This is a genomic window from Arsenicibacter rosenii, assembly GCF_001870735.1.
Classification (GTDB): domain Bacteria; phylum Bacteroidota; class Bacteroidia; order Cytophagales; family Spirosomataceae; genus Arsenicibacter; species Arsenicibacter rosenii.
Genome location: NZ_MORL01000004.1, coordinates 226,631 through 247,917, shown reverse-complemented (window position 1 = coordinate 247,917; position 21,287 = coordinate 226,631). Strand labels below are relative to the sequence as shown.

Below are 21,287 nucleotides of genomic sequence, written 5' to 3'. Positions count from 1 at the left end.
TCTTTTACAAATTTTGAGTTACGAGATTAATAGCCTGGGTTCTGCTTTAGTTTGCTGTTCAGCTGAACCTGTGCATTTGGCAGCGGGGCCAGAATCCGGAAGTCTGTGTACGGAACAACCGCCGACAGGTTGGCTTTAGTGATCGTTAATCCCTTACGCTTCAGGTCAAAGAACCGGTGGCCTTCCAGTACCAGCTCCAGACGACGCTCGGTCAGGATCAGATCAACCAGGCCCTGACCGGTAACGGTTGACGCGATCGGCGTTGCGCCGCTGCGAGTGCGGATACGGTTCAGGTCAGTGATTGCCGCCGCGCTGTTGCCCGACATGGCATACGCCTCCGCCCGGATCAGCAATACTTCTGAGTACCGGATCACCGGAATGTTATCGGTGAATGGCCCGCGTGAACCAGAGAATTTACGGCTAAAGAAGACCGCTTCACCTGATTTCGTTGACGAGTAGAACATTGCCCGGCGAACGTCGGCTGCCTCATACAGGTTCAGCAACTCTGTAGTCGGCACCACATCACCCCAGTTACCGGTTGTCAGGTTGGTAGTCAGCGAGTGCATTGACTCATTGGCACCCAATGACTCCGTAGCCTGCACATAGTTGATTTCAAACAGTGACTCCGGATTCGGTGCTGTTGTAAAGGCTGCCTGATAGCCTGTGCCTGAAACCAGGGTAGCCGCTGTGCCCGCCAGGGCATCCGTAGCGGCCTGGATAGCTTCCGGGAATTTTTCCCAGTACAGATACAGACGGGCAAGCAACGCCTGAGCAGCGGCTTTATTAGCACGGAGACGGTTGGCAGATGCGGATGCCGGCAGGTTGGTGATGGCATCCTTCAGGTCTTTCTCAATCAGCTGATAGGTTTGCTCAACGGTTGAGCGTTCCAGGAAAGTTGCCTGTGACGCATCTGACGTTGGTTCTGTCCGGAGAATCATGCCTAAATTGAAGCCGTTAACCACTTTAGTAGGCTCATAGGCGAAAACCCGTGCCATATCAAAATAGAGTAAGGCCCGAAGGAATTGCGCTTCACCTTTGATCTGGGCTTTCTCGGCATCCGTTGCATTTGAGCCATCGATCCCTTTAATGATAAAGTTGGCTTCGTTGATAGCGGCATAGTTATCCCAGAACTGCTGCATGTGTACCCCAACGGCATTCACCCGCTCGTTGAAGTAGCGGTTTGAGTTACTGTTAGTCAGACGAACATTGTCGGCCATGATTTCCGGTGCAATCATCATCCGGGCACCGTAATAGGTATTTGGCTGCAGACGGTCATACACGGAAATCAACAGGGAACGTACACCGGTTATGTCCTGCAAGGCCAGATCCGAACCAACAGACTGTTTAGGCTGTGTAATGAGCAGATCGCTGCATGAGCTGGCTGCCAGCACAATAAGGCAGCCGGTCAATGATAGACGAATATGTTTAAACATGATAGTTGATGCTGTTTGTTGATTAGAAACCGAACTGAATGCCACCCATTACCTGCTTGCTTTGTGGGTATGTACCGATTTCGGTGTTCAGGATTTCAGGGTCAAAGCCGGTGTAAGCTGTCCAGGTCAGGAGGTTAATTCCCTGCGCAAATACCCGGATTTTGTCCATTTTAATTCGGCGGGTCAGGCTGGATGGCAGTTCATAGCTTAGCGTAATCTGCTTCATCCGGACATAACCGGCATTCTCGACTTGTTTCGACGAGAATGTCTGGATTGATGAACTGCCCGGTACCGAACCCCCTTCATACGGGGCTGCTACACTGGTGATCTGACCTGGTGTTGTCCAGCGGTTCAGCTGACTGGCCATGTTGTTCCAGCCGGCTGTTGCCGAGCTTTCCATAAAGAAACCGTTGTTGTTCAGTACGCGGTTACCCCACTGCCCCTGGAAGAATACTTCCAGCGCTAATCCTTTATAGCGGAATGTGTTCGTTACACCACCAAAACCTTTTGGAATCGGTGAACCCTGAACCCGTGAATCGCGTGTCTGTAGTGTATAGGTAATATTCCCCAGTGTATCTAACCACATGGCGCGGCCATCGGCCGGGTTGACACCGGCATAGGTTGGATACCAGTTGATGTTAATTGGCTGCCCAACCTGTAAGGCTGTACCGATCCGGTTCTGGCCCGGTAGCAGTTGAAGAATCCGGTTCCGCTGGAACGAAGCATTCCAGTCTGTTTCCCACCGGAAACCGCCTTTGTCAATATTGACGTGTTTCAGACTGATTTCGAGACCACGGTTTTCAACCTTACCGAGGTTTTCGAATATCGAGCCAAAACCGCTGTCATTTGGTAACGGACGGGATAACAAGAGCTTGTCATTGATTTTGCGATACGCATCGATGGCGGCACTGATACGGCCATTAAACAAGTCAAAATCAACACCGACGTTCAGCGTACGCGCAACTTCCCATGACAGGTTGTTGTTACCCAGCTGGCTTGGGCGAATACCCGGTAAATCGATATACTGACCACCCAGACCGAACAAAGCGCGTGAGGCAAAATCCGAAATCAGGTTATTCCCGGCTTCACCATAACCTGCCCGGATTTTCAGATCCTTGATGACCGGAATGTTTTTCATGAATTCTTCTTCCGAAATCCGGTAGCCAATAGAAGCCGACGGGAACAGACCCCAGCGGGTATTGGCACCAAAACGTGACGAACCGTCATAACGCAGGGAGGCCGTCGCCAGGAATTTATCACCGAACTTGTAGTTCGCGCTGCTCAGCAAGCTGGCAATCCGCCAGGTTGTGTATGTACCCGTTGTGGTAATCGGACGGGCAGCTGCTGCCAGCGTCGTGAACAAACCGTTCGGGAAACCCTGACCGGTTGCTGAAGCCGTCTCACGAACTTCCTGGCGATACTCGGCACCGGCCAAGACGTTGATGTTGTGGCGTCCGAATGAGCGGTTATAGTTCAGCGTCTGGTTCGTATTCCAGTTGAGGGTATACCGGTTGGTTACCGTAGCCGAACCGCCGGTTGACGCAAACTGTGGTACGATCTGATCCCGGTAGTTGTTGTCCAGGTTGTTGGCATAGTCTATGCCATAGAACGACCGGAAACGCAGACCACGGATAATTTCGTAATTAACGGCAATGTTACTGACCGTTTGTACCGTAGTACCCAGACGGGTTTCGTACTTTACACTTTGTAGCGGGTTATAGCTGAATGCTCCGGAAAGTGGGGCATTAAAACTACCGTCTGTCTTGTAGATCGGCTGGTTTGGCAGGATCAGAGCCGCTGCAAAGAACGGACTGTTAATGAATGCGCCATCAGCAATCGCTCCGTTCAGACGGGTCGCTGATAAACCGATGGATGTTTCAATTTTCAGCTTCGGCGATGCCTGGTGGTCCAGGTTTACCCGCAGGGTTCCACGGCGGAAATCGGATTTGATGACCTGACCTTCCTGGAAGTTATACGAACCGGCAATGTAGAAGTTTGTTTTGCCGTCGCCCCCTGATGCTGAGACATCATACATCCGCAGGCGGCCACGCTGGAAAACGGCATCCTGCCAGTCGGTATTCTGAACCGTTGACGGGTCACCATATTGGGTAATAGCTGATGTACGGGCGGTTTCAACCGATGCATTCGTCTGAATAGCACGGTTAACAAAGTTTTCAATTTTCAGCGTCGCAAACTCCGATGCGCTTAATACATCCAGTTTTTTCAGGACGTCAGTAAAGCCATCCTGTACGGATACGTTGAATTTGGTCCGGCCCGAACGACCCCGTTTTGTGGTGATTACCACTACGCCGTTAGCTCCCTGTGCCCCATAGATGGCGGCGGCGGCCGCATCTTTCAGGATGTCGATTGACTCAATATCGTTCGGGTTTAGTGAGGTCAGTACGTTTGAGCTGGCCTGGCCGGATAAGCCACCGTCCGATACCTGTACCCCGTCGATGACGTACAGTGGGTTGTTACCGGCGTTGATAGAGCCGACACCACGGATACGCACGTTCAGCGCACCGCCCGGCTGACCGCTGAGGGCTGTGACTTGCACACCGGCCGCACGGCCTTGCAAGGCACGGTCAACCGACTGCATCGGGAGGTTTTCAATGGTTTTGCCAGTCACAGCGGCAACCGCACCGGTGATATCCTGACGGCGAGCGGCATTTCCGTAACCCGTTACGACAACTTCGCTCAGTTCCGAGGCGGATGCCTGCATGACAACATTAAGCGTAGTCCGGTTGCCGACCGCGATTTCCTGGGGCGTAAAGCCGATATAGCTAAATACTACACGAGCGCCGGAAGGGGCATTGAATTTGTAATTACCATTGGCATCGGTTGTTGTTCCGCGGCTTGACCCTTTGAGCTGGACACTAACGCCCGGCAAACCTGCGCCATCATCTGATGAAGTGACCCGACCACTGATGGTTATGTCCTGCGCAAGCAATGGCAGCGCGAAGAATAACGTCAATAACCAGGATGAAAGTAGTAATTTTTTCATCTGAAGTTAGTTGATAGAGTTGTAAGTTTATTTAGTTAACGGGGTGTAAAATTATCGTAAAGAACGAGTTTTGGAAACTATTGTTTGGGGATAAGCATAAATAACCAATTATTGTAAAGTGTATACAAGGGATATTTTAGGGCAATTCCCTGGATTATTCCCGGTATGGGATTGTATTAAAATTGCATTAAAATGGATTAAGTGAAATTTATCGGAGGAAAAGTATAGTTGAAAAAAACTTAAAAAAACTTAAAAAATGTTGGGGTATTACACAGAAAAGTTGCGGAGGATTCAGGATTAAAGGAGGCAATAGCACGTAAATCGCTTAATTGAAATATGATTGATATTATGTTTTTTGTCGATGTTTTTCTTATGTAGATGCCCTGTAGGTGATGAAAGAAAGGTAGATTAATGTGTCTCTTGAAAAATGAAGAACTATTCATTTTTCAAGAGACACATTAACAGATTAGGTTAAGTGTATTTAACATAATCCGGGTTCTAAGTATAAATAGCAAAAAAAGTGTATCGTTAATTTTAGCTAAGCAATAATTAGCTTTAAAACTATTTTTACCACTCAGGAAACACTGTAAAAAGAGTATGAAAATACGAGTAATCGGAAGATAGAAAATTGAATTATTTTGAGTAGATATACCAGATAAGTTGTCGCAATAATAATTGATTGGGCGATGTTTGTTTTGAAAACTAGTTAATATGACAAATATTGTTCTACATATGCCTTGATCAGAGAAAAGTTTAAATATGACACGGAAATGGACATTTATTGCAGGTGAATAATCTAAATAAATAGACACTAGTCTATATAACTAAATATTTTGACTACAAATTAAAACCACATTAAATATTTTATATCTACCATAAAGTTTACTTAAATGGCGCCTTTGTTTTCTGATCAGCATAATTAATAATTGTATTATAGTAATGTCTACCCAATAGATAAGGTATTAGGCCTTATTGGTTGTTGGTTATGAAATGCAATAGATTATTTTGGTAACAAATCGAATAAGTATATTAAATCTTTGTGTAGGTTATTTATAATAATACTATATTTGGTGCTCAAACAATAATATTCATTAACTTAAACTATGAGTCTATGAAGAAGAGCATACTTATACTATGCTTTCTGGCCGCGCTTACACTCATAAGCAATTATGGCTGGGCCCAGCAACGCAGTGTGTCGGGCCGGGTGACCTCATCAGAAGATGGGTCTGCTTTACCAGGTGTAAACGTCCTGATCAAAGGAACAAAACAGGGCGTCTCAACAGACGGCGACGGTCGGTACACAATTAATGTTCCATCAACAAACGCAACTCTTGTCTTTTCATTTATCGGCTTCGACCCGAAAGAGGTAGCCGTCGGCAATCAGACAGGCATCAATGCCACCCTTACGGCGAACGCCAGTGAGCTGAATGAAGTCGTCGTAGTCGGTTACGGTACGCAGTATAAGCGGGACGTAAGCGGCTCAATCTCGTCAATCGGCGGTAAGCAGATTGCGCAGTTACCGGTTCAGAGCTTTGAACAGGCATTGGGTGGCCGGGCAGCCGGTGTAAACATTACCGTACCAAACGGTTTGTTAAACAACCCGCCGGTAATCCGCGTGCGTGGGGTCAACTCCATTAACCTGAGTTCGTTCCCGCTGGTGGTAATCGACGGTATTCCTGCCTTTACCGGTGATAATTCATCAACCAACGCGCCGAACAACCCGCTGGGCAATATTAACCCATCGGATATCGAATCCGTAGAAGTGCTGAAAGATGCGTCTGCCAGCGCGATTTACGGTTCACGCGCGAGCGCCGGGGTTATTCTGGTTACGACAAAACGGGGTACCAAAGGCAAAGGCAAATTTACGTATGATGCATGGGTCGGGGTAACCCAGCCTTTCCGGTTGTTTGACATGCTGAATGCGGATCAGTACATGCTGATGAAAAATGAGGCGGTCCGTAACCTGAATGCCAACGTACTGGCCGTGAGCGGTAAACCTGGTACCAACATCGAAGGCTTCCGGCCAAGCCTGGACGCCAACGGCAATCAGGTGAATACTAACTGGTATGATTACGTCTATCAGAATGGTTTCTCACACTCCAACTCAGCCAGCTTCTCGGGTGGTAATGACAATACATCGTATTACCTCTCTCTGGGGTATACTGGCCAAAAAGGGATGTTGCAGAAAAACGAATTCAAGCGGACATCGGCCCGTCTGAACGTTGACCATAAAGTGTATAAAACATTCAAGGTAGGTACCAGCTTTGGTTACGCAAACAGCTACAACAGCTCACCAAACAGCGGTTCTATTCCTGGTGCGGCCTTCTCAACAGCCGGTTTGGGCCGTCTGCCGCTTGTGTTGCCGCCAAACGTAGCCCCTTACAACAACGATGGCAGCTTCAACATCAATGGCTCTAGCTTAGGCGCAGGCGCTAACGTAAACCCGGCTTCTGGGGCCGCCCTGCTGCCCGGTTACTACAACCCGGTAGTTGATCTGGCTAAAAACTCGTTTACGTCAGAAGGTAACGATATCCAGGGCAGCGTCTACGCAGACTGGGAGGTGATCAAAGGCCTGAACATCCGTACGCAGTATGGTATCAACAACATTGGTTTTGAAGATAAGTCGTTCCTGACCGGTCTTTCGGGCGACGGGTATTCGTCAGGTGGTTCAGCCACAAACACTTACCGTACGCTGAAGCGCTGGAACTGGCAGAATACAGCCCAGTATTCACGTACTATCGCTGAAAAACATAGTGTATCCTTACTGGTTGGTGCAGAAGAGCAGCGTACACAAATTGAACGCTGGGGCGCTAACCGCACAGCGGTGGCCGACGTTTTCTTCGAAAGCTATCAGGGAAACTTTACCAACATTGCCGTTTCCGGTAGCCAGCAGACTGAAAACTATCTGGTGTCGTATTTCGGCCGTCTGAACTACGACTTTGGTAAAAAATATTTTGCTTCGGTTAACTTCCGTCGCGACGGCTACTCGGCATGGGCCAATAAGTGGGGTAACTTCTACGGCGCTGCATTAGGGTATACTATCTCGGAAGAAGCATTCTGGAAAAACTCGGCATTCCTGCAGAATATCAACCACCTGAAACTGACCGGTAGTTACGGTGAAGTTGGTAACAGTAATGGTATCAATGACTTCGCCTCACTACAGACATATTCCTCAGGTCTGTACGGTGCAGTGGCAACCCTGGGCTATAACAGTGCCGGTAACTCAGCCCTGACCTGGGAGACCAGCAAGAAAACAGACATCGGCTTCTCGTTCGGCTTGTTACAGGATCGTTTACAGGGTGAGTTCTCATACTACAAAAACCTGGTGGATGGTCTGATTCTGGACGTACCGCAGGCGCCGTCGAAAGGGGTTCCGAATAACTCAGTACCCGCCAACGTAGGGTCGATGCAGAACACCGGTATCGAGTTCAGCCTGCAGTTCAACGCCATCACGCAAGGTGATTTCAAATGGACGATCAACGGTAACGTAACGACCCTGAAAAACCGCGTATTGGCCCTGAGCGCAGAAGGACAGCGGATTGGTACGGCAACCAGCCTGGAAACCATCAACTATACGACAGCAGGCCGCTCAGTGGGTGATCTGTTAGCGGTTCCTACCGTTGGCATCAACCCGGACAACGGTCGCCGGATGTTCCGTAAGGCAGATGGTACCATCGTGCAGTATGATCACCTGGGTACCGGCTGGACCAAGGTTTCTGACGGTAGCGGTACAACGTCGCCTTCACAGCTGGCCGACGGGGTATATTATGGCCCGGTACTGCCTAAATGGTACGGTGGTCTGGACAACACGTTCCGGTACAAAGGCTTTGATCTGGGTATCTTCCTGCAGTTCTCAGGCGGCAACTACCTGTACAACGGTACAAAAGCCGGTCTGCGCGATCAGCGTTTCTGGAACAACCACACCGACATCCTGAACCGCTGGACACCGGAAAACAAAAACGGTACCCTGCCACGCGTTGTTTATGGGGATAACGTATCTAACGGTTCGGCACTGGTTATTTCAGAGAACGTCGAGAAGGGAGACTTCCTGCGCGCCCGTAATATCTCGCTGGGCTACACATTTACCCGTGGTTTGCTGGATAAACTGAAAATCCAGAACGCCCGGATTTATGGTCAGGTGCAGAATGCGTTTATCCTGACGAAATACACAGGTATTGACCCTGAAATTTCGACAAACGGTAACAGCAATACAGGCGCTGGTGTTGACCGGAACTCAATCGGTCAGGCCAGAACATTCACGTTAGGTATCAATCTCGGTTTTTAATTGAGTCAGGATAATGAAAAAATACGTCAACAATAAATTTGCTGCAGTCGCACTGACAACGGCCCTGGCGTTTGGCCAGTTCTCGTGCCAGACGGACTTATTGAATCCAGTACCCAAAACCCTGTTCTCCGACCAGGTCGTGTATGATACTCCTGCCCGTGTGTTGCTGCAGGTAAATAACATGTATACGTCTGTAAAAAGCGGGAACTTCCTGGGTGGCCGTTACTATGTCTATGGTGATGTCCGGGCAGACGATTTTCTGAACCGTACCAACAACGGTGTAACCGCACTGGGCGTATGGAACCACACATTGACCGAAACGTCGCAGAACGATGTCATCAACATGTGGGGAGCGGCCTATGCCGCCATCAACCAGATCAACGTGTTTCTGGCTGGTCTGGACGCCAATACCGCTAAGTATGTAGTGCCGACCTTCCCGGCAGATTTTGCTACCGTTACAGCGAATCAGTACAAGGGAGAAGCGCGTTTCCTGCGCGCGCTGTGCTACTACTCACTGCTGCAGTTCTATGCCCGTCCGTACGTAGACGGTAACGGCAGCAAGCCGGGTCTGCCGCTTCGTCTGAAAGCGGAGACTAACTCACTGAACAATGAGCTGGCCCGCAGTACCGTGGCAGAAGTATACACGCAGATTCTGGACGACCTGAACTTTGCGGAACAAAACCTGCCATTGACATACGGCGATGCAACAACCCGCACGACACGCGCACATAAAAACTCGGCAATCGCTCTGAAAACCCGCGTTTACCTGACAATGGGTAACTGGGCAAACGTAGTGACTGAAGCAAACAAAATTGTGCCGGCTTCGGCACCGTTTGCCGCTGCTACGGGTGTTCCGCATGCACTGGCCTCGTCGATTGCCAACGTATTTGCGCCGCCGCAGGAGACAACTGAGACGATCATGTCGTTTCCGTTTACAGCGCAGAACGCCCCGGGTACGCAGAACCAGCTGGCCTATTACTTCCTGCCTTCGTCGCTGGGCGGTAACGGTGAGTTTAGTCTGAACCCGGCCGGTATCATTTCGAACACCGCTGTGTTGGGTGCAACGGATGCCCGCCGTACCAACTTCGTGGTGACGTCTGGTACGGAAACATTCCTGAAAAAATACCCGACCGGTACCCCGTATACCGACCGCGCGCAGGTAATCCGCTATGCAGAGGTATTACTGAACCTGGCAGAAGCCAAAGTACGGGCATCAAACACGGTAGATGCCCAGTCACTGGCCCTGCTGAATGCCGTACGCGGCCGCTCTAATCCGGCAGGGGTTTATACCGCTGCCAGCTTTGCCAATGCGCAGGCGTTTATTGATGCCGTGCTGCTGGAACGCCGCGTTGAGTTCCTGGGCGAAGGCCTCCGCAATACCGACATCATGCGTCTGAATGCCACCATTCCGGCTAAAGGAGCAGTTGGTGCGGTTCCGCCGTCGGATTCACGCTATGTATGGCCGATTCCGGCAACGGAGTTGCAGACCAACCCGTTGGTAGTACGTAACTAAACGGTTTATTCCGGTTAAATACTTTGTAAAAAGCGGCTGTCTCATTAGTTTTGAGACAGCCGCTTTTTTTAGTACAATAATTTGTAAGAATTAAAGAAGCTACTATATTATTTTGTCAGCAAAGTAAATTTAACAACTTCCGACGATTGTACAGACCTATGAAAAAGTTTATCAAGACAGTAGGAATTGCCGCAGGCGCGCTGCTGCCCATGGCCGTTTCGGCTCAGACGGCCGGCCTGAAAACCAAAATGGATAAGATGGCCGACGGCATCGAAAAGAAGGTGGTTGCCTGGCGTCGTGACTTTCACCAGAACCCGGAACTGGGCAACCGCGAAATCCGGACGATGGGCATCATTGCCGCCCACCTGAAATCGTTGGGCATCGAGGTCACAACGGGCGTTGGCAAAACCGGCGTAGTGGGTATCCTGAAAGGCGGAAAGCCAGGGCCGGTCGTTGCCCTGCGCGCCGATATGGATGGCCTGCCGGTGACGGAGCGTGTCGATATCCCCTTTAAGTCTAATGTCCGGACGGAGTATAACGGCCAGCAAACCGGCGTGATGCACGCCTGTGGGCACGATACGCACGTGGCCATGCTGATGGGAGCCGCCGAAGTAATGGCGGCCATGAAAAGTGAATTGAAAGGTACGGTTAAGTTTATTTTCCAGCCGGCCGAGGAGGGAGCGCCGCAAGGCGAAGAGGGTGGTGCGGCCCTGATGGTGAAGGAAGGCGTGCTGGAAAACCCGAAAGTCGACGCGATTTTTGGCCTGCACATCAATTCGCAGACCGAAGTCGGTACGATTAAATACCGCCCCGGCGCAACAATGGCGGCCGTAGATTCCTATGCCATTAAAATTAAAGGCCGTCAGGCACACGGTGCTGCTCCGTGGTCGAGCGTTGACCCGATTGTAACGGCGTCGCAGGTGGTTTTGGGCTTGCAGACCATTGTGAGCCGGAACCTGCAATTAACCGAAGGCCCGGCCGTTGTAACGGTTGGTGCGATCCACGGCGGTATCCGGCAGAACATTATCCCGGAAGAAGTGAACATGATCGGCACGATCCGGACGTTCAGTCCGGAAGCCCAGAAGCTGGTGCACCGCCGGATTGATGAAATCGCGACGAACATTGCCGAAAGCGCCGGGGCTAAGGCTGAGGTGAAGGTTGACGTAATGTATCCGGTAACCTATAACGATCCGAAACTGACCGATCAGATGATTCCGACGCTGGAAGCGCTGGCCGGAAAGGATAACGTGAAAATTACACCGGCCCAGACGGGGGCCGAAGATTTCTCTTTCTTCCAGCAAAAGGTACCTGGCTTCTTCTATTTCCTGGGCGGAATGCCAAAAGGGAAAAAGGTGGAAGAGGTGCCATCGCATCACACCCCCGACTTTTACATCGACGAAGGTGGTTTTGTCCTGGGTGTAAAAACCTTCTGCCACCTGACAGTTGATTACATGGAGCAGTTTAAGAAATAATCGTTACTGGTTGTTCTGGTGGTTGCTGTGAACAAGGAGTGGTGGCACGACCGCCGGGCGATCCTGTCTAAGTCGTGTTACTACTTTATTAAAGACGTAGGGCCGGTTGTCTATCCGACAACCGGCCCTACGTCTTTTACTCAGCAACTAACAGCAAATCAGAACAAAAAATTAATATCCCGAATTCTGAATCAGGCTTTTGTTGGCCAGAATTTCGCGCTGGGGAATCGGGTACACCAGACGATCGGCATTATAACGGATATTTCCGATGCTGCGGCGTGTACGCTTGATGTCATGGATCTGGGTGCCCTCAAAAGCCAGTTCGAGCCGACGCTCTTTTAGAATAGCATTCAGGTTCAGTTGGGCGCTGGTTAAAGCACCTAAGCCTGCCCGGCTTCTGATCAGGTTAATGTCGGCCAGTGGGGTGGCACCGATGCTGGAGCCGTTCTGAAAGTTAGCTTCTGCGCGTGTCAGGTACATTTCGGCCAGGCGCAACACCTGAATATTGCCGTATTTATTCACAAATTTTGCCGTCCGGATCAGTCCGGCATCATCCTGATAGAAAAGGCCTCCCCGGTTATCTGCCGTTTCATACTGACTCAGGTGGCGGTTTTCAATGTAAATATCGCCACGTCCGCCCCATCCTTCATCGATGTAATATAAATTCAGGTTGTTGACACCATCCTGGTCCGTAACCTGCATCGAAAGAATTGTTTCTTCCGTATCCCGGCCATTTACAAAAAAGCGCAGGTCAAATACGTCTCCCAGATCAACAAGCTTATACTGATTAGACTGAATCACGCGGTTGGCCGCATTGGCCGCTGCGGCATAATTGCTTTGTTGTAAGTAAACACGGGACAACATAGCGGCTGCGGCGCCACTTGATGCATAAAAATCATTGCTGATCGGAATTTTGGCTTCCGCATCGGTCAAGTCTTTGATAACCTGGGCGTAGACCTGCGCAACGGTACTGCGGCTGACAAAATCGCTGTTCGAAATGGTCGTCGTCGGCGTTAATACCAGCGGGACTCCGGGGTTTGTATTGGCGTCACCGTCGCCCCACGATTTAGCAAACAACCGGACCAGTTCGAAATACATCGAACCGCGGATAAACTTCGCCTCGCCTTCAATGCGTGTTTTTTCGTTGGCATCGGTTGCGAGGTCAAGGTTGGCCAGCACGGTGTTACAGATATTGATGGTGCTGTAGGCTGATATCCACATGTTGGCTACATCCTGATTTGTCACCAGAATCTGTTTGCGGTAAATCTGACCCGGGTCAATGAATGTACCATCCCAGGTCGCTTCGCCGTTATCGCCCAACAGTTCGGCATTACGCTGCAGATTGCCGCCATACAGATCGCCGTCGCCCAGGGCATCATAGGCACCGACGAGCAGCGCCTGCAGATCGGTCTGGGTTTTAAGGGCATCTTTGGAATCAAGTGAGTTGCGGGGCTGAACATCCAGTTTGTTGTCGCAGCTGCTAAACAACAGACCGCCCACCAGCAGCGAACCCGTTATGAATAACTTGTAGGTTTTCATGAGTGTATATGTTAAGCGCTTTCCGGCCAGGCCGAAAGGGAGCGTCTACGATCTTAGAAATTGATGTTTAAGCCTGCAATAAACGATTTAGGTTGCGGAGCGGAGTAAAAATCGTTGCCCAGTCCGATGTTTCCTGCGGCGGCATCGGTATTTACTTCCGGATCCCAGCCGTTGTATTTAGTCAAGGTATACAGGTTCTGAGCCGTTGCATACACCCGGACGCGGTTCAGTTTTACCTTGTTTGTCAGGCTTTTCGGCAGGATGTACGAAAGCGTTACCGTTTTCAGCCGCAGATAGTCACCGCGCTGCACATACCGCGATGAGTTGGTGTTGCCGTTATCGCCGCCGTACCGGGCCTGAGGCACATCCGTAATATCGCCTGGTTTCTGCCAGCGGCGCAACTGATCCGGTGTCTGGTTATCAATCAGACTGGCATTGGACGACATGTAGGTACCGGCCGCATTAAAGATGTCATTGCCATACTGCCCCTGAACCAGGAATGTAAGGTCAATGCCCTTATACGACAGGTTGTTGGTAATACCACCGATCCATTTCGGATTCGGGTTGCCAATGACCACCTGTTCGGCCAGGTTGGGGTTGTTGGTGGTGGAGCGATCACGCGAACCATCACCGTTCAGGGTATTTTTGTAATACAGCGCGTCACCGTTCTGCGGGTCTACACCGGCATACTCATAGGCATAAAACACCCCGATCGAATAGCCTTCACGGGCCTGGTTAACAAACCCTCCGTCGATTACCTGCCCATTCAGATTCGTGATTTTATTCTTGTTCGTCGAAATGTTAAAGCTGGTATTCCACGTAAAGGCACCCCGTACGTTCTGGCTGTTTAAGACGACTTCTATCCCTTTGTTTTCCAGATTACCCACGTTACGAAGCTGAGTAGCATAGCCCGTTGTGGCCGGAATGTTAACATTCAGTAAGAGATCGCGGGTGTTTTTGATGTAGTAGTCCAGCTCACCCGACAGGCGGCCGCCAAATAACCCGAATTCAAGCCCGACGTCGGTCTGTAAGGTTTTTTCCCAGCTCAGATCCGGGTTTGGAATCTGGGTAGGAGCCTGCCCCGGCACACCGGCATAACCGGCCGTACCCGAATACAGCGAACGGGAACCAAAGTTTCCTACCTCCGCATTACCCGTCAGCCCGTAGCTGGCCCGCAGTTTCAGGTTGCTGATCACCGGAATGTTTTCCATGAAGGACTCTTCGGAAATAATCCAGCCTAATGAAGCAGACGGGAATGCACCATACCGTTTGTTTACCCCGAACCGTGATGACCCGTCAATCCGTCCGACCAGCCCGAGAATATACCGGTTGTTATACTGATAATTCAGACGGGCAAAGTAAGACAGGAACGTAAATACAGTCTCTGTAGTAGAACCATCGGTAATACGGGCCGCCGATGAAATCTGCCGGTAGGCATCGTTCGGGAAATCCTTACCCGTTACGTTGGTGAAATTCGTCTGTGATTCCTGAAACGACATACCGGCCGTTGCATCAAGTGAATGCTTCTCTGCAAACGTACGGCCATAGCTGAAGAAGTTGTTGGTCGTATAGTTGGTTACCTGCGTAAAGTCATTGGTGGCCAGCGCCTGCGGATTCCCCAGCAGGGTTTCGCGGCCATAGTACTGCTGCTGGTTCTGGTTGAGCAGGTCGATCCCCCACTCCGAACGGAACGACAGGCCTTTGAACAGCTTGTAATCGGCATAGACATTGCCGATTACCCGATTGACAAACGTCGTGAATGAAGCGTATTCCTTATCCCGAAGCGGGTTGTAATACGGTGTATTTTCATTGAACTTGCCGGTAACCGGGTCGGCTGCCGGTGCGAATGGCGGTAATGCCACAATCTGCATGGGTGTTGTAAACGAGTTATCGTTGGCCAGACGGTAGTTGGTTGTCCGGGCAATATTCATGTTGACGCCCAGGGTTAACTTATCGCTGGCAGAGTGGTCGAGGTTGACGCGGCCGCTCATCCGGGTAAACCGGTTTTTGGCCAGAATACCATACTGGTCCGAATAAGACCCCGATACGTAGAAGCGTGTTTTGGCATCGCCGCCACGGGCGCTCAGGTCATACTGCTGCATAGGTGCATCCTGGAACGCAAGCGACTGCCAGTCGGTATTGACGGTGGCCTGTTCCCAGGCCGAGCGGTTGTTGAGGGCGTAGAAGGTAAAAAAGTTTTCCAGCTGGTTCTGCGTGATGCGGGTTAAACCCAGGGCGTTGGAGTTGTTAACGGCCTCGCGGAACAGGGTGATGTAATCTTTGGTACCCAGAAACTGACGTTTGTGCGTGGGCGTACTGGCGCCGTAAAACGCATTGAGCTCAAACTGAGTCGGCCCGCCTTGTTTCCCTTTTTTGGTTGTAATCAGCACCACCCCGTTTGAGGCGCGGGAACCATAGATGGCTGTAGCTGCCGCATCTTTCAGGATTTCGATGGATTCAACGTCGTTGAAGTTCAGATCGGCAATCGGGTTGGTTGGCGCGCCGTTGGTCGAGAGGTTCTGCGACGTCACCGGAATGCCGTCGATCACGTATAGCGGCTGGTTGCTGGCCGTCACCGACGATGAACCCCGTACACGGATCTGAATACCCTGGCCGACTTTACCGTTCAGCGACGTAATCTGTACCCCTGCCGCGCGGCCCTGCAAGGCCTGTTCGACACTTGGTACCGGAATATTCTGGATTTCGGCGCCGCTTACTTTAGCGACGTTACCCGTTAAATTCCGTTTCGACTGGCTTCCGTAACCAACTACAACTACTTCATTAATAGAGCGGGTATCTGCGGAAAGGCTGACATTGATGGTAGCGCGATTACCGATCAGGAGTTCCCGGGTCTGGTAACCGATAAAGGAAAATTGAAGTGTGGCGTTGGCGGGCACGTTCTGAAGCGTAAATTTCCCTTCATTGTTGGAGGTAGTACCTCTGTTGGTACCTTTAATCTGAACACTGACTCCCGGCAAAACAGACCCTTCATCTGCCGAGGTGATAACACCCGAAATGGATCGATCCTGAGCCAGCGCCGGCAGCCAGAAGGCAAAGCAAACCAGTAAGCTCAATAGTAATTGTTTTCTCATACTCAACGTGCAGTTAATGAGGGTTTTTTGCAAATTATAAATAAAAAACAAGTAACCTAATATGGCTTAATGCTATAAAAACCAGGCATAACAGGTTTCCTGAATACCCAATACGCAAAATGTTCGTAAACAGTTAATTATTAGTGTGAAATAAAATGAAAAAAAATCGGCCCGCCGAAAAAAAATGATTTTACAGCCTGATTCTGAAGCAGAAAATTGGGCTTATTCCGGTTTTCGCCGACGAAGAATATAGGAAAGCAGTCCGGGAAAGAATCGTTGCAGGTAGATACCCACCACTTCATACCCGCCGATATACACTTCATTTTTGCTGCGCAGGACGGCACGGGTCAGTTTCCGGGCAAAGACCTCCGGTGCCATGCCTTTGGTCTGATTGTCGTCCATACGGCCGTGTTTTTCACCCTTCGCATTGAGTGCGTGCAGCGAAATCGGGGTGCGGATATAGCCCGGGCAAACGATGGTAACCCGTAAGCCCTGTTCATACACTTCGGCCCGCAGCGAGTCAAAGAATCCATGCAGGGCATGTTTCGTGGCGCAGTAGCCCGACCGCATTTTGGTGCCGATCTTCCCGGCCACACTGCTGGTCACCACAAAATGACCGCTTCCCTGCTGTTGCATGACCGGTAATATCGCTTTCGTCAGCGCCACAACCCCGAAAAAATTGACGTCAAATAATTGCTGAAAAACCGGCAGAGCCGTTTCAGAGACCAGGCCGCGCTGGGTAATACCGGCGTTCTGAAAAACATAGTCGATCTGGCCAAAGCGGGCTGTAACGGCCTGTACAAGCTGCGGAAAATCATCGGGCCGGGCCATATCGAGGGGCAGGATAAACAGATTGTCGGGCAGAATCCCGGCCAGACCCGCTACCCGCCGGAGCTCATCTTCGCGGCGGGCCGACAGCACGAGCCGCGCACCTTGCCGGGCCAGTTCAATAGCCAGTGCCTCGCCAATCCCGGACGAGGCACCGGTAATCCAGACTACTTTTTCCCGGAATGACATGAACGAATGGGTTTTGACAGGATTACAGGATGGTATCCCTACAATAACTCATTTTAGTAAAAAAAGTCTGACCCGTAATCAGGTTATCCGACAAATCAGCAAATGCTGTCAGATAAACCGGAGCTGGTTTCCCGCATTGGCATCCACCTGAAGGCGTACGGTCCGGCCCAGCGGCAGCGTCAGGTTATGGGCAACATGGCCGGCCGGGAAATCGTAACAGACGGGGTACTCATAGCCGGCAACGGCATCTGCAATAATCTGGTTAGCCTCTTTTTCAAACGGCAACGACAAGCTGAGCTGCATATCTGTAAACTGTCCGGCGACCAGCCCGGCGAGTTCGGCCAGCCGGCCCGAACGCTTGAGCTGACACATCATCCGGTCAAGTGAAAACAGCGTCTCGTCAATATCTTCGATAAACAGGATTTTATTCCGGTAATCGAGGTCTGTCGGGGTATCCAGTGAATTAATTAACAGCGTTAGATTGCCGCCAATCAGCTGACCTTCAGCTAGTCCTTGTCTTTCGAGCGGATGGGATGGAATGGCGTAGTGTGCGGGTAGCTTACCGAATAACCATTGTTTCAGCGAGGCCAGAGCGCCTTCCACGCCCTCGTTGCCGAACTGTTTCGGCATGATGCCGTGCAGGCTAACGACTCCATGCCGGGTCAGCCAGCTGTGGAGTACGGTTACATCGCTGAAACCTACCAGCCATTTCGGCGATTGCCGGAAGGCGGTGAGATTGAGCTGATCAACGATGCGGTAGCAGCCGTAGCCACCCCGTGCGGCAAATACTGCCTTAATCTCCGGGTTGTCGAGCATGCGCTGAAGGTCGTCGCGGCGCAGGGTATCCGAACCGGCAAAAGGCCCGTCAGCTGCCTGTACACTTTCGCCTTCAATGACGTTGAGTTGCCAATCCTGACGCAGTAAGCGGAGGCCTTCCTGAAGCTCTTGATACGGAAACCGGCTGGCAGGTGCCACAATGCCCACGGTATCGCCCGGGGCCAGAAAAGGGGGAGTAATCATACTTAATTTAAGGGTACCAGATCGTATTCATCCAGTTTGTTGAGATCGACGGTAACCATCGTTCGGGTGTCGCCGTTAAACATCGGCCGGAATTTTGCGCCCCATACCACTTCATCGCAGCGGTACGAATACCGCAAATGTACCATCTGAGAGAACGTATCGTCAATAGCCCGCAACAAAATCAGAAATTCGGCGTCGGAATCCATTAGTTGCTCCTCCGTACAATCGTGCATCGGGCTGTCGGGCGTAATGGCATGCACAAGGGTCCAGTTGTTCGGGAAAAAGGCCACCTTGTTCCGTTCCAGCTTCAGAATAGAGTACTGACGCGACCGGCTGCCATCGGGTTTGGTGACCATTCGTGAATAGGACACTTCGATTTCTACATCAATCAGCTGATTACTGCGTTCATTGATGATGCGGAACATCCAGCCGTTGACATCCAGATAGGGCGCAAACACCGCTACTTTTGAAAAACGTATGTGCGGGGTCGGCCGTGAGAAACGCGCATAAAGCAGACCGGTTGCCAGGGCGAAAGACAGCAGCCCCAGCATCGACTCAAAAGCCGCAATGGAGCTCATCAGAAAGCCACGCGGGGCCAGATGGCCGTAACCGACCGTAGTCAGGGTTTGGGCACTGAAGAAGAAAGAACTCCAGAATGCCGAGACCTGCGTGTTTTCGGCCCCCATCATGTTATCTACCCCGACCCCGACATAAATGAGCGCAAAAAACGTATTGGCGACCATATAAGCCGCAAAAATCCAGCCCAGGAAAGGCAGCCAGGGCATCGTTATAAGCCGGGGATAAATATTCAGCCGGTTCCAGAACCCTTGATTGATATGCCGGACATTAAACGAACCGTCTTTATTGAGTAGCCGGGAGGTCGTATCGGCCCGTGTTCCGAAACCGAGGTCCTGGCGATTGCCTTCCTGCTCGACCAGCCGGCTGGCCCGGCCGCCTAAATTCCGGTTTTTCCGGTTTTCGGCTGAGTGAATTCGCTTTTTCAAGGTAATAGTAAGTCGATAGGCGTTGTGATTTAACAGAATTCTAATGCTAATCTAATGAAGAGAAATCATGAAAGTTCTGGAAAGACATGTAACTTTGTGGTTAAAGTCAAAAAACCGGACTTGTATAAATCTTATCATGAAACCAGTAACAGGATTAATCAGCCTTATTGTTCCGGCGTACAATGAGGAAGAAAATTTACCTGTCTTAGTTGATCGTTTAACAGAGGTCATGTCGCCCTATGATCAGTATGAAATACTGGTGATTGACGATGGGAGCTCCGATCGCACCCGGCAGGTTTTACGGCAATTAAGCCAGGCTTATTCAACCGTACGGTTTATTTCGTTTTCGCGGAATTTCGGTCATCAGATGGCATTACGGGCGGGCTACGAACATGCGCGCGGACAGTGTGTCATCAGTCTGGATGCAGATTTGCAGCATCCGCCGGAATTAATTCCGACTCTGATCGAAAAATGGCGCGAAGGCTATGAGGTTGTTTACACGGTCCGGGAGCCCGATTTTAATGCTTCCTGGTTTAAACGGACCACTTCACAACAGTTTTACCGGCTTTTACGGAAAGTATCGGATCTGTCACTGGAAGACGGAGCCGCTGATTTCCGTCTGCTCGACCGCGTTGTGGTTGATTCACTGAACCAGTTCAAGGAAAACGACCTGTTTGTGCGGGGAATGATTTCCTGGATGGGTTTCCGGCAGGCACGGATAGTGTACCGGCCGGCGGCACGCTTTGCGGGCACGACCAAGTATTCGCTCCGGAAGATGGTTAAACTGGCCCTGATGGGTATTACCTCGTTTTCGACCCGGCCGCTGTATCTGTCCGTATTTCTGGGTTTCCTGATGTCGATCGGGGCCGGTATCTTCGGACTTGAAGTGCTGTACGAAAAATACTTTACCAATCAGACCGTATCGGGCTGGACAACCCTGGTGCTGTTGATGGTACTTATGGGCGGTATTCAGTTTATCGTTATCGGGATCATGGGGGTGTATTTAGGAAAAACATTTATTGAAGTTAAAAAACGCCCGTCATTTATAGTAAGTGATTCGAGCGAGATAGAAGAAATTGCGGAGCTGGAATGGAAGACCGATTCTTATTATTCACCGTCGATGTAGAAGAGTTTGATACAGCAGTGGAGTTCGGCCATGCCATTTCGCTGGATGAACAAATTGCTGTATCAACCCGTGGTCTGACCTTATTGGCCGACCGGCTCGACGTATTGTCTGTTCCTGCAACGTTATTTACGACGGCAAACTATGCCCTGCATGAGCCGGACCTAATCGTCCGGCTCTCGAAGCAGCACGAGATCGCTTCTCATGGCTATTACCATACAACCTTCGAACCCGCCGACCTGGCCACCTCGAAAGAGGCGCTCGAAAAGCTGACCGGGCAGCGGGTCATGGGGTTTCGTAAGGCCCGCATGGGGGCCGTGGATGTGATGGATGTAGCCCATGCCGGGTATGTCTACAATTCCTCGCTGCATCCGACCTATCTGCCTGGCCGTTACAACCATTGGGGTAAGCCCTGCCGGCCGTTTCTGGAAAAGAGTGTATTACAGATTCCGGCTTCCGTAACACCAACGCTCCGGATTCCGCTTTTCTGGCTAAGCCTCAAAAATTTCCCGTTCAGCGTCTACCGGCAGCTTTGCCTGCAAACCCTGCGCCGTTTTGGCTTCCTGAACCTGTATGTACATCCCTGGGAGTTTACGGATCTGAGTGAATACACGAAGATACCGGATTATGTCCGCCGCCATTCGCGTGACCTGCTGCTCGACCGGGTCGAACAACTGCTTCGGTTTCTGCAGCCCCATGGCGAATACGACACGATGGCCAACTATGCCCTGCATAGTCTGTCTAAACTGCCTAGTCCAACAAACACCGTCAAAAAATAATTGCTG

The 21,287-nt window shown here is 50.7% G+C and carries 12 protein-coding genes; 5 read left to right on the top strand and 7 right to left on the bottom strand.

The window, feature by feature from the left end:
* Window positions 1-26: 26 nt before the first annotated feature.
* Together BLX24_RS10060 and BLX24_RS10055 are read right to left on the bottom strand one after the other, a co-directional pair.
* A complete protein-coding gene (locus BLX24_RS10060) occupies window positions 27-1,433 on the bottom strand; it encodes a RagB/SusD family nutrient uptake outer membrane protein (RefSeq protein ID WP_071502996.1) in 1,407 nt (468 codons plus the stop codon).
* 22 nt (window positions 1,434-1,455) lie between these two features.
* Window positions 1,456-4,437, bottom strand: coding sequence for a SusC/RagA family TonB-linked outer membrane protein (locus BLX24_RS10055; protein WP_071502995.1), 2,982 nt, complete (start codon window positions 4,435-4,437; stop codon window positions 1,456-1,458).
* 1,111 nt (window positions 4,438-5,548) lie between these two features.
* On the opposite strand from BLX24_RS10055, the gene BLX24_RS10050 reads away from it, so the two are divergent.
* The 3 genes from BLX24_RS10050 to BLX24_RS10040 all read left to right on the top strand — a co-directional run bounded on the left by BLX24_RS10050 (window position 5,549) and on the right by BLX24_RS10040 (window position 11,707).
* On the top strand, window positions 5,549-8,722 hold the full coding sequence (locus BLX24_RS10050) for a SusC/RagA family TonB-linked outer membrane protein (protein ID WP_071502994.1): 3,174 nt from the start codon (window positions 5,549-5,551) through the stop codon (window positions 8,720-8,722).
* Between the two features lie 13 nt (window positions 8,723-8,735).
* Window positions 8,736-10,235, top strand: coding sequence for a RagB/SusD family nutrient uptake outer membrane protein (locus BLX24_RS10045; RefSeq protein ID WP_071502993.1), 1,500 nt, complete (start codon window positions 8,736-8,738; stop codon window positions 10,233-10,235).
* A gap of 158 nt (window positions 10,236-10,393) precedes the next feature.
* On the top strand, window positions 10,394-11,707 hold the full coding sequence (locus tag BLX24_RS10040; RefSeq protein WP_071502992.1) for an amidohydrolase: 1,314 nt from the start codon (window positions 10,394-10,396) through the stop codon (window positions 11,705-11,707).
* Window positions 11,708-11,878: 171 nt separating this feature from the next.
* On the opposite strand, the gene BLX24_RS10035 is transcribed toward BLX24_RS10040, so the two are convergent.
* From BLX24_RS10035 to BLX24_RS10015, 5 genes are all read right to left on the bottom strand, one after another.
* Entirely contained in the window at window positions 11,879-13,246 is a 1,368-nt protein-coding gene (locus BLX24_RS10035; RefSeq protein WP_071502991.1) for a RagB/SusD family nutrient uptake outer membrane protein, read from the bottom strand.
* Between the two features lie 53 nt (window positions 13,247-13,299).
* The gene (locus BLX24_RS10030; protein ID WP_071502990.1) at window positions 13,300-16,338 is read right to left on the bottom strand and encodes a SusC/RagA family TonB-linked outer membrane protein; all 3,039 of its coding nucleotides are present in this window, start codon (window positions 16,336-16,338) and stop codon (window positions 13,300-13,302) included.
* Between the two features lie 222 nt (window positions 16,339-16,560).
* The gene (locus BLX24_RS10025; RefSeq protein ID WP_071502989.1) at window positions 16,561-17,355 is read right to left on the bottom strand and encodes an SDR family oxidoreductase; all 795 of its coding nucleotides are present in this window, start codon (window positions 17,353-17,355) and stop codon (window positions 16,561-16,563) included.
* Window positions 17,356-17,463: 108 nt separating this feature from the next.
* Window positions 17,464-18,375 carry a S66 peptidase family protein gene (locus BLX24_RS10020; protein ID WP_071502988.1) on the bottom strand — a complete coding sequence of 304 codons (912 nt, stop codon included), beginning with the start codon at window positions 18,373-18,375 and terminating at the stop codon, window positions 17,464-17,466.
* A 2-nt stretch (window positions 18,376-18,377) separates the two neighbouring features.
* Window positions 18,378-19,379, bottom strand: a complete 1,002-nt coding sequence (locus tag BLX24_RS10015) for an ion channel (protein ID WP_229201750.1) — start codon at window positions 19,377-19,379, stop codon at window positions 18,378-18,380.
* A 136-nt stretch (window positions 19,380-19,515) separates the two neighbouring features.
* On the opposite strand from BLX24_RS10015, the gene BLX24_RS10010 reads away from it, so the two are divergent.
* Both BLX24_RS10010 and BLX24_RS10005 read left to right on the top strand, forming a co-directional pair.
* Window positions 19,516-20,505, top strand: coding sequence for a glycosyltransferase family 2 protein (locus tag BLX24_RS10010; protein WP_071502987.1), 990 nt, complete (start codon window positions 19,516-19,518; stop codon window positions 20,503-20,505).
* Window positions 20,469-21,281 carry a polysaccharide deacetylase family protein gene (locus BLX24_RS10005; protein WP_071502986.1) on the top strand — a complete coding sequence of 271 codons (813 nt, stop codon included), beginning with the start codon at window positions 20,469-20,471 and terminating at the stop codon, window positions 21,279-21,281. The genes BLX24_RS10010 and BLX24_RS10005 overlap by 37 nt, the downstream gene beginning before the upstream one ends.
* Window positions 21,282-21,287: the final 6 nt, after the last annotated feature.

Bases quoted from the DNA above. Each gene is read 5' to 3' on its own strand.
- BLX24_RS10030 (WP_071502990.1), bottom strand. From the start codon at position 16,338: ATGAGAAAACAATTACTATTGAGCTTACTGGTTTGCTTTGCCTTCTGG.
- BLX24_RS10025 (WP_071502989.1), bottom strand. From the start codon at position 17,355: ATGTCATTCCGGGAAAAAGTAGTCTGGATTACCGGTGCCTCGTCCGGG.
- BLX24_RS10055 (WP_071502995.1), bottom strand. From the start codon at position 4,437: ATGAAAAAATTACTACTTTCATCCTGGTTATTGACGTTATTCTTCGCG.
- BLX24_RS10010 (WP_071502987.1), top strand. From the start codon at position 19,516: ATGAAACCAGTAACAGGATTAATCAGCCTTATTGTTCCGGCGTACAAT.
- BLX24_RS10045 (WP_071502993.1), top strand. From the start codon at position 8,736: ATGAAAAAATACGTCAACAATAAATTTGCTGCAGTCGCACTGACAACG.
- BLX24_RS10035 (WP_071502991.1), bottom strand. From the start codon at position 13,246: ATGAAAACCTACAAGTTATTCATAACGGGTTCGCTGCTGGTGGGCGGT.
- BLX24_RS10050 (WP_071502994.1), top strand. From the start codon at position 5,549: ATGAAGAAGAGCATACTTATACTATGCTTTCTGGCCGCGCTTACACTC.
- BLX24_RS10005 (WP_071502986.1), top strand. From the start codon at position 20,469: ATGGAAGACCGATTCTTATTATTCACCGTCGATGTAGAAGAGTTTGAT.
- BLX24_RS10060 (WP_071502996.1), bottom strand. From the start codon at position 1,433: ATGTTTAAACATATTCGTCTATCATTGACCGGCTGCCTTATTGTGCTG.
- BLX24_RS10020 (WP_071502988.1), bottom strand. From the start codon at position 18,375: ATGATTACTCCCCCTTTTCTGGCCCCGGGCGATACCGTGGGCATTGTG.
- BLX24_RS10040 (WP_071502992.1), top strand. From the start codon at position 10,394: ATGAAAAAGTTTATCAAGACAGTAGGAATTGCCGCAGGCGCGCTGCTG.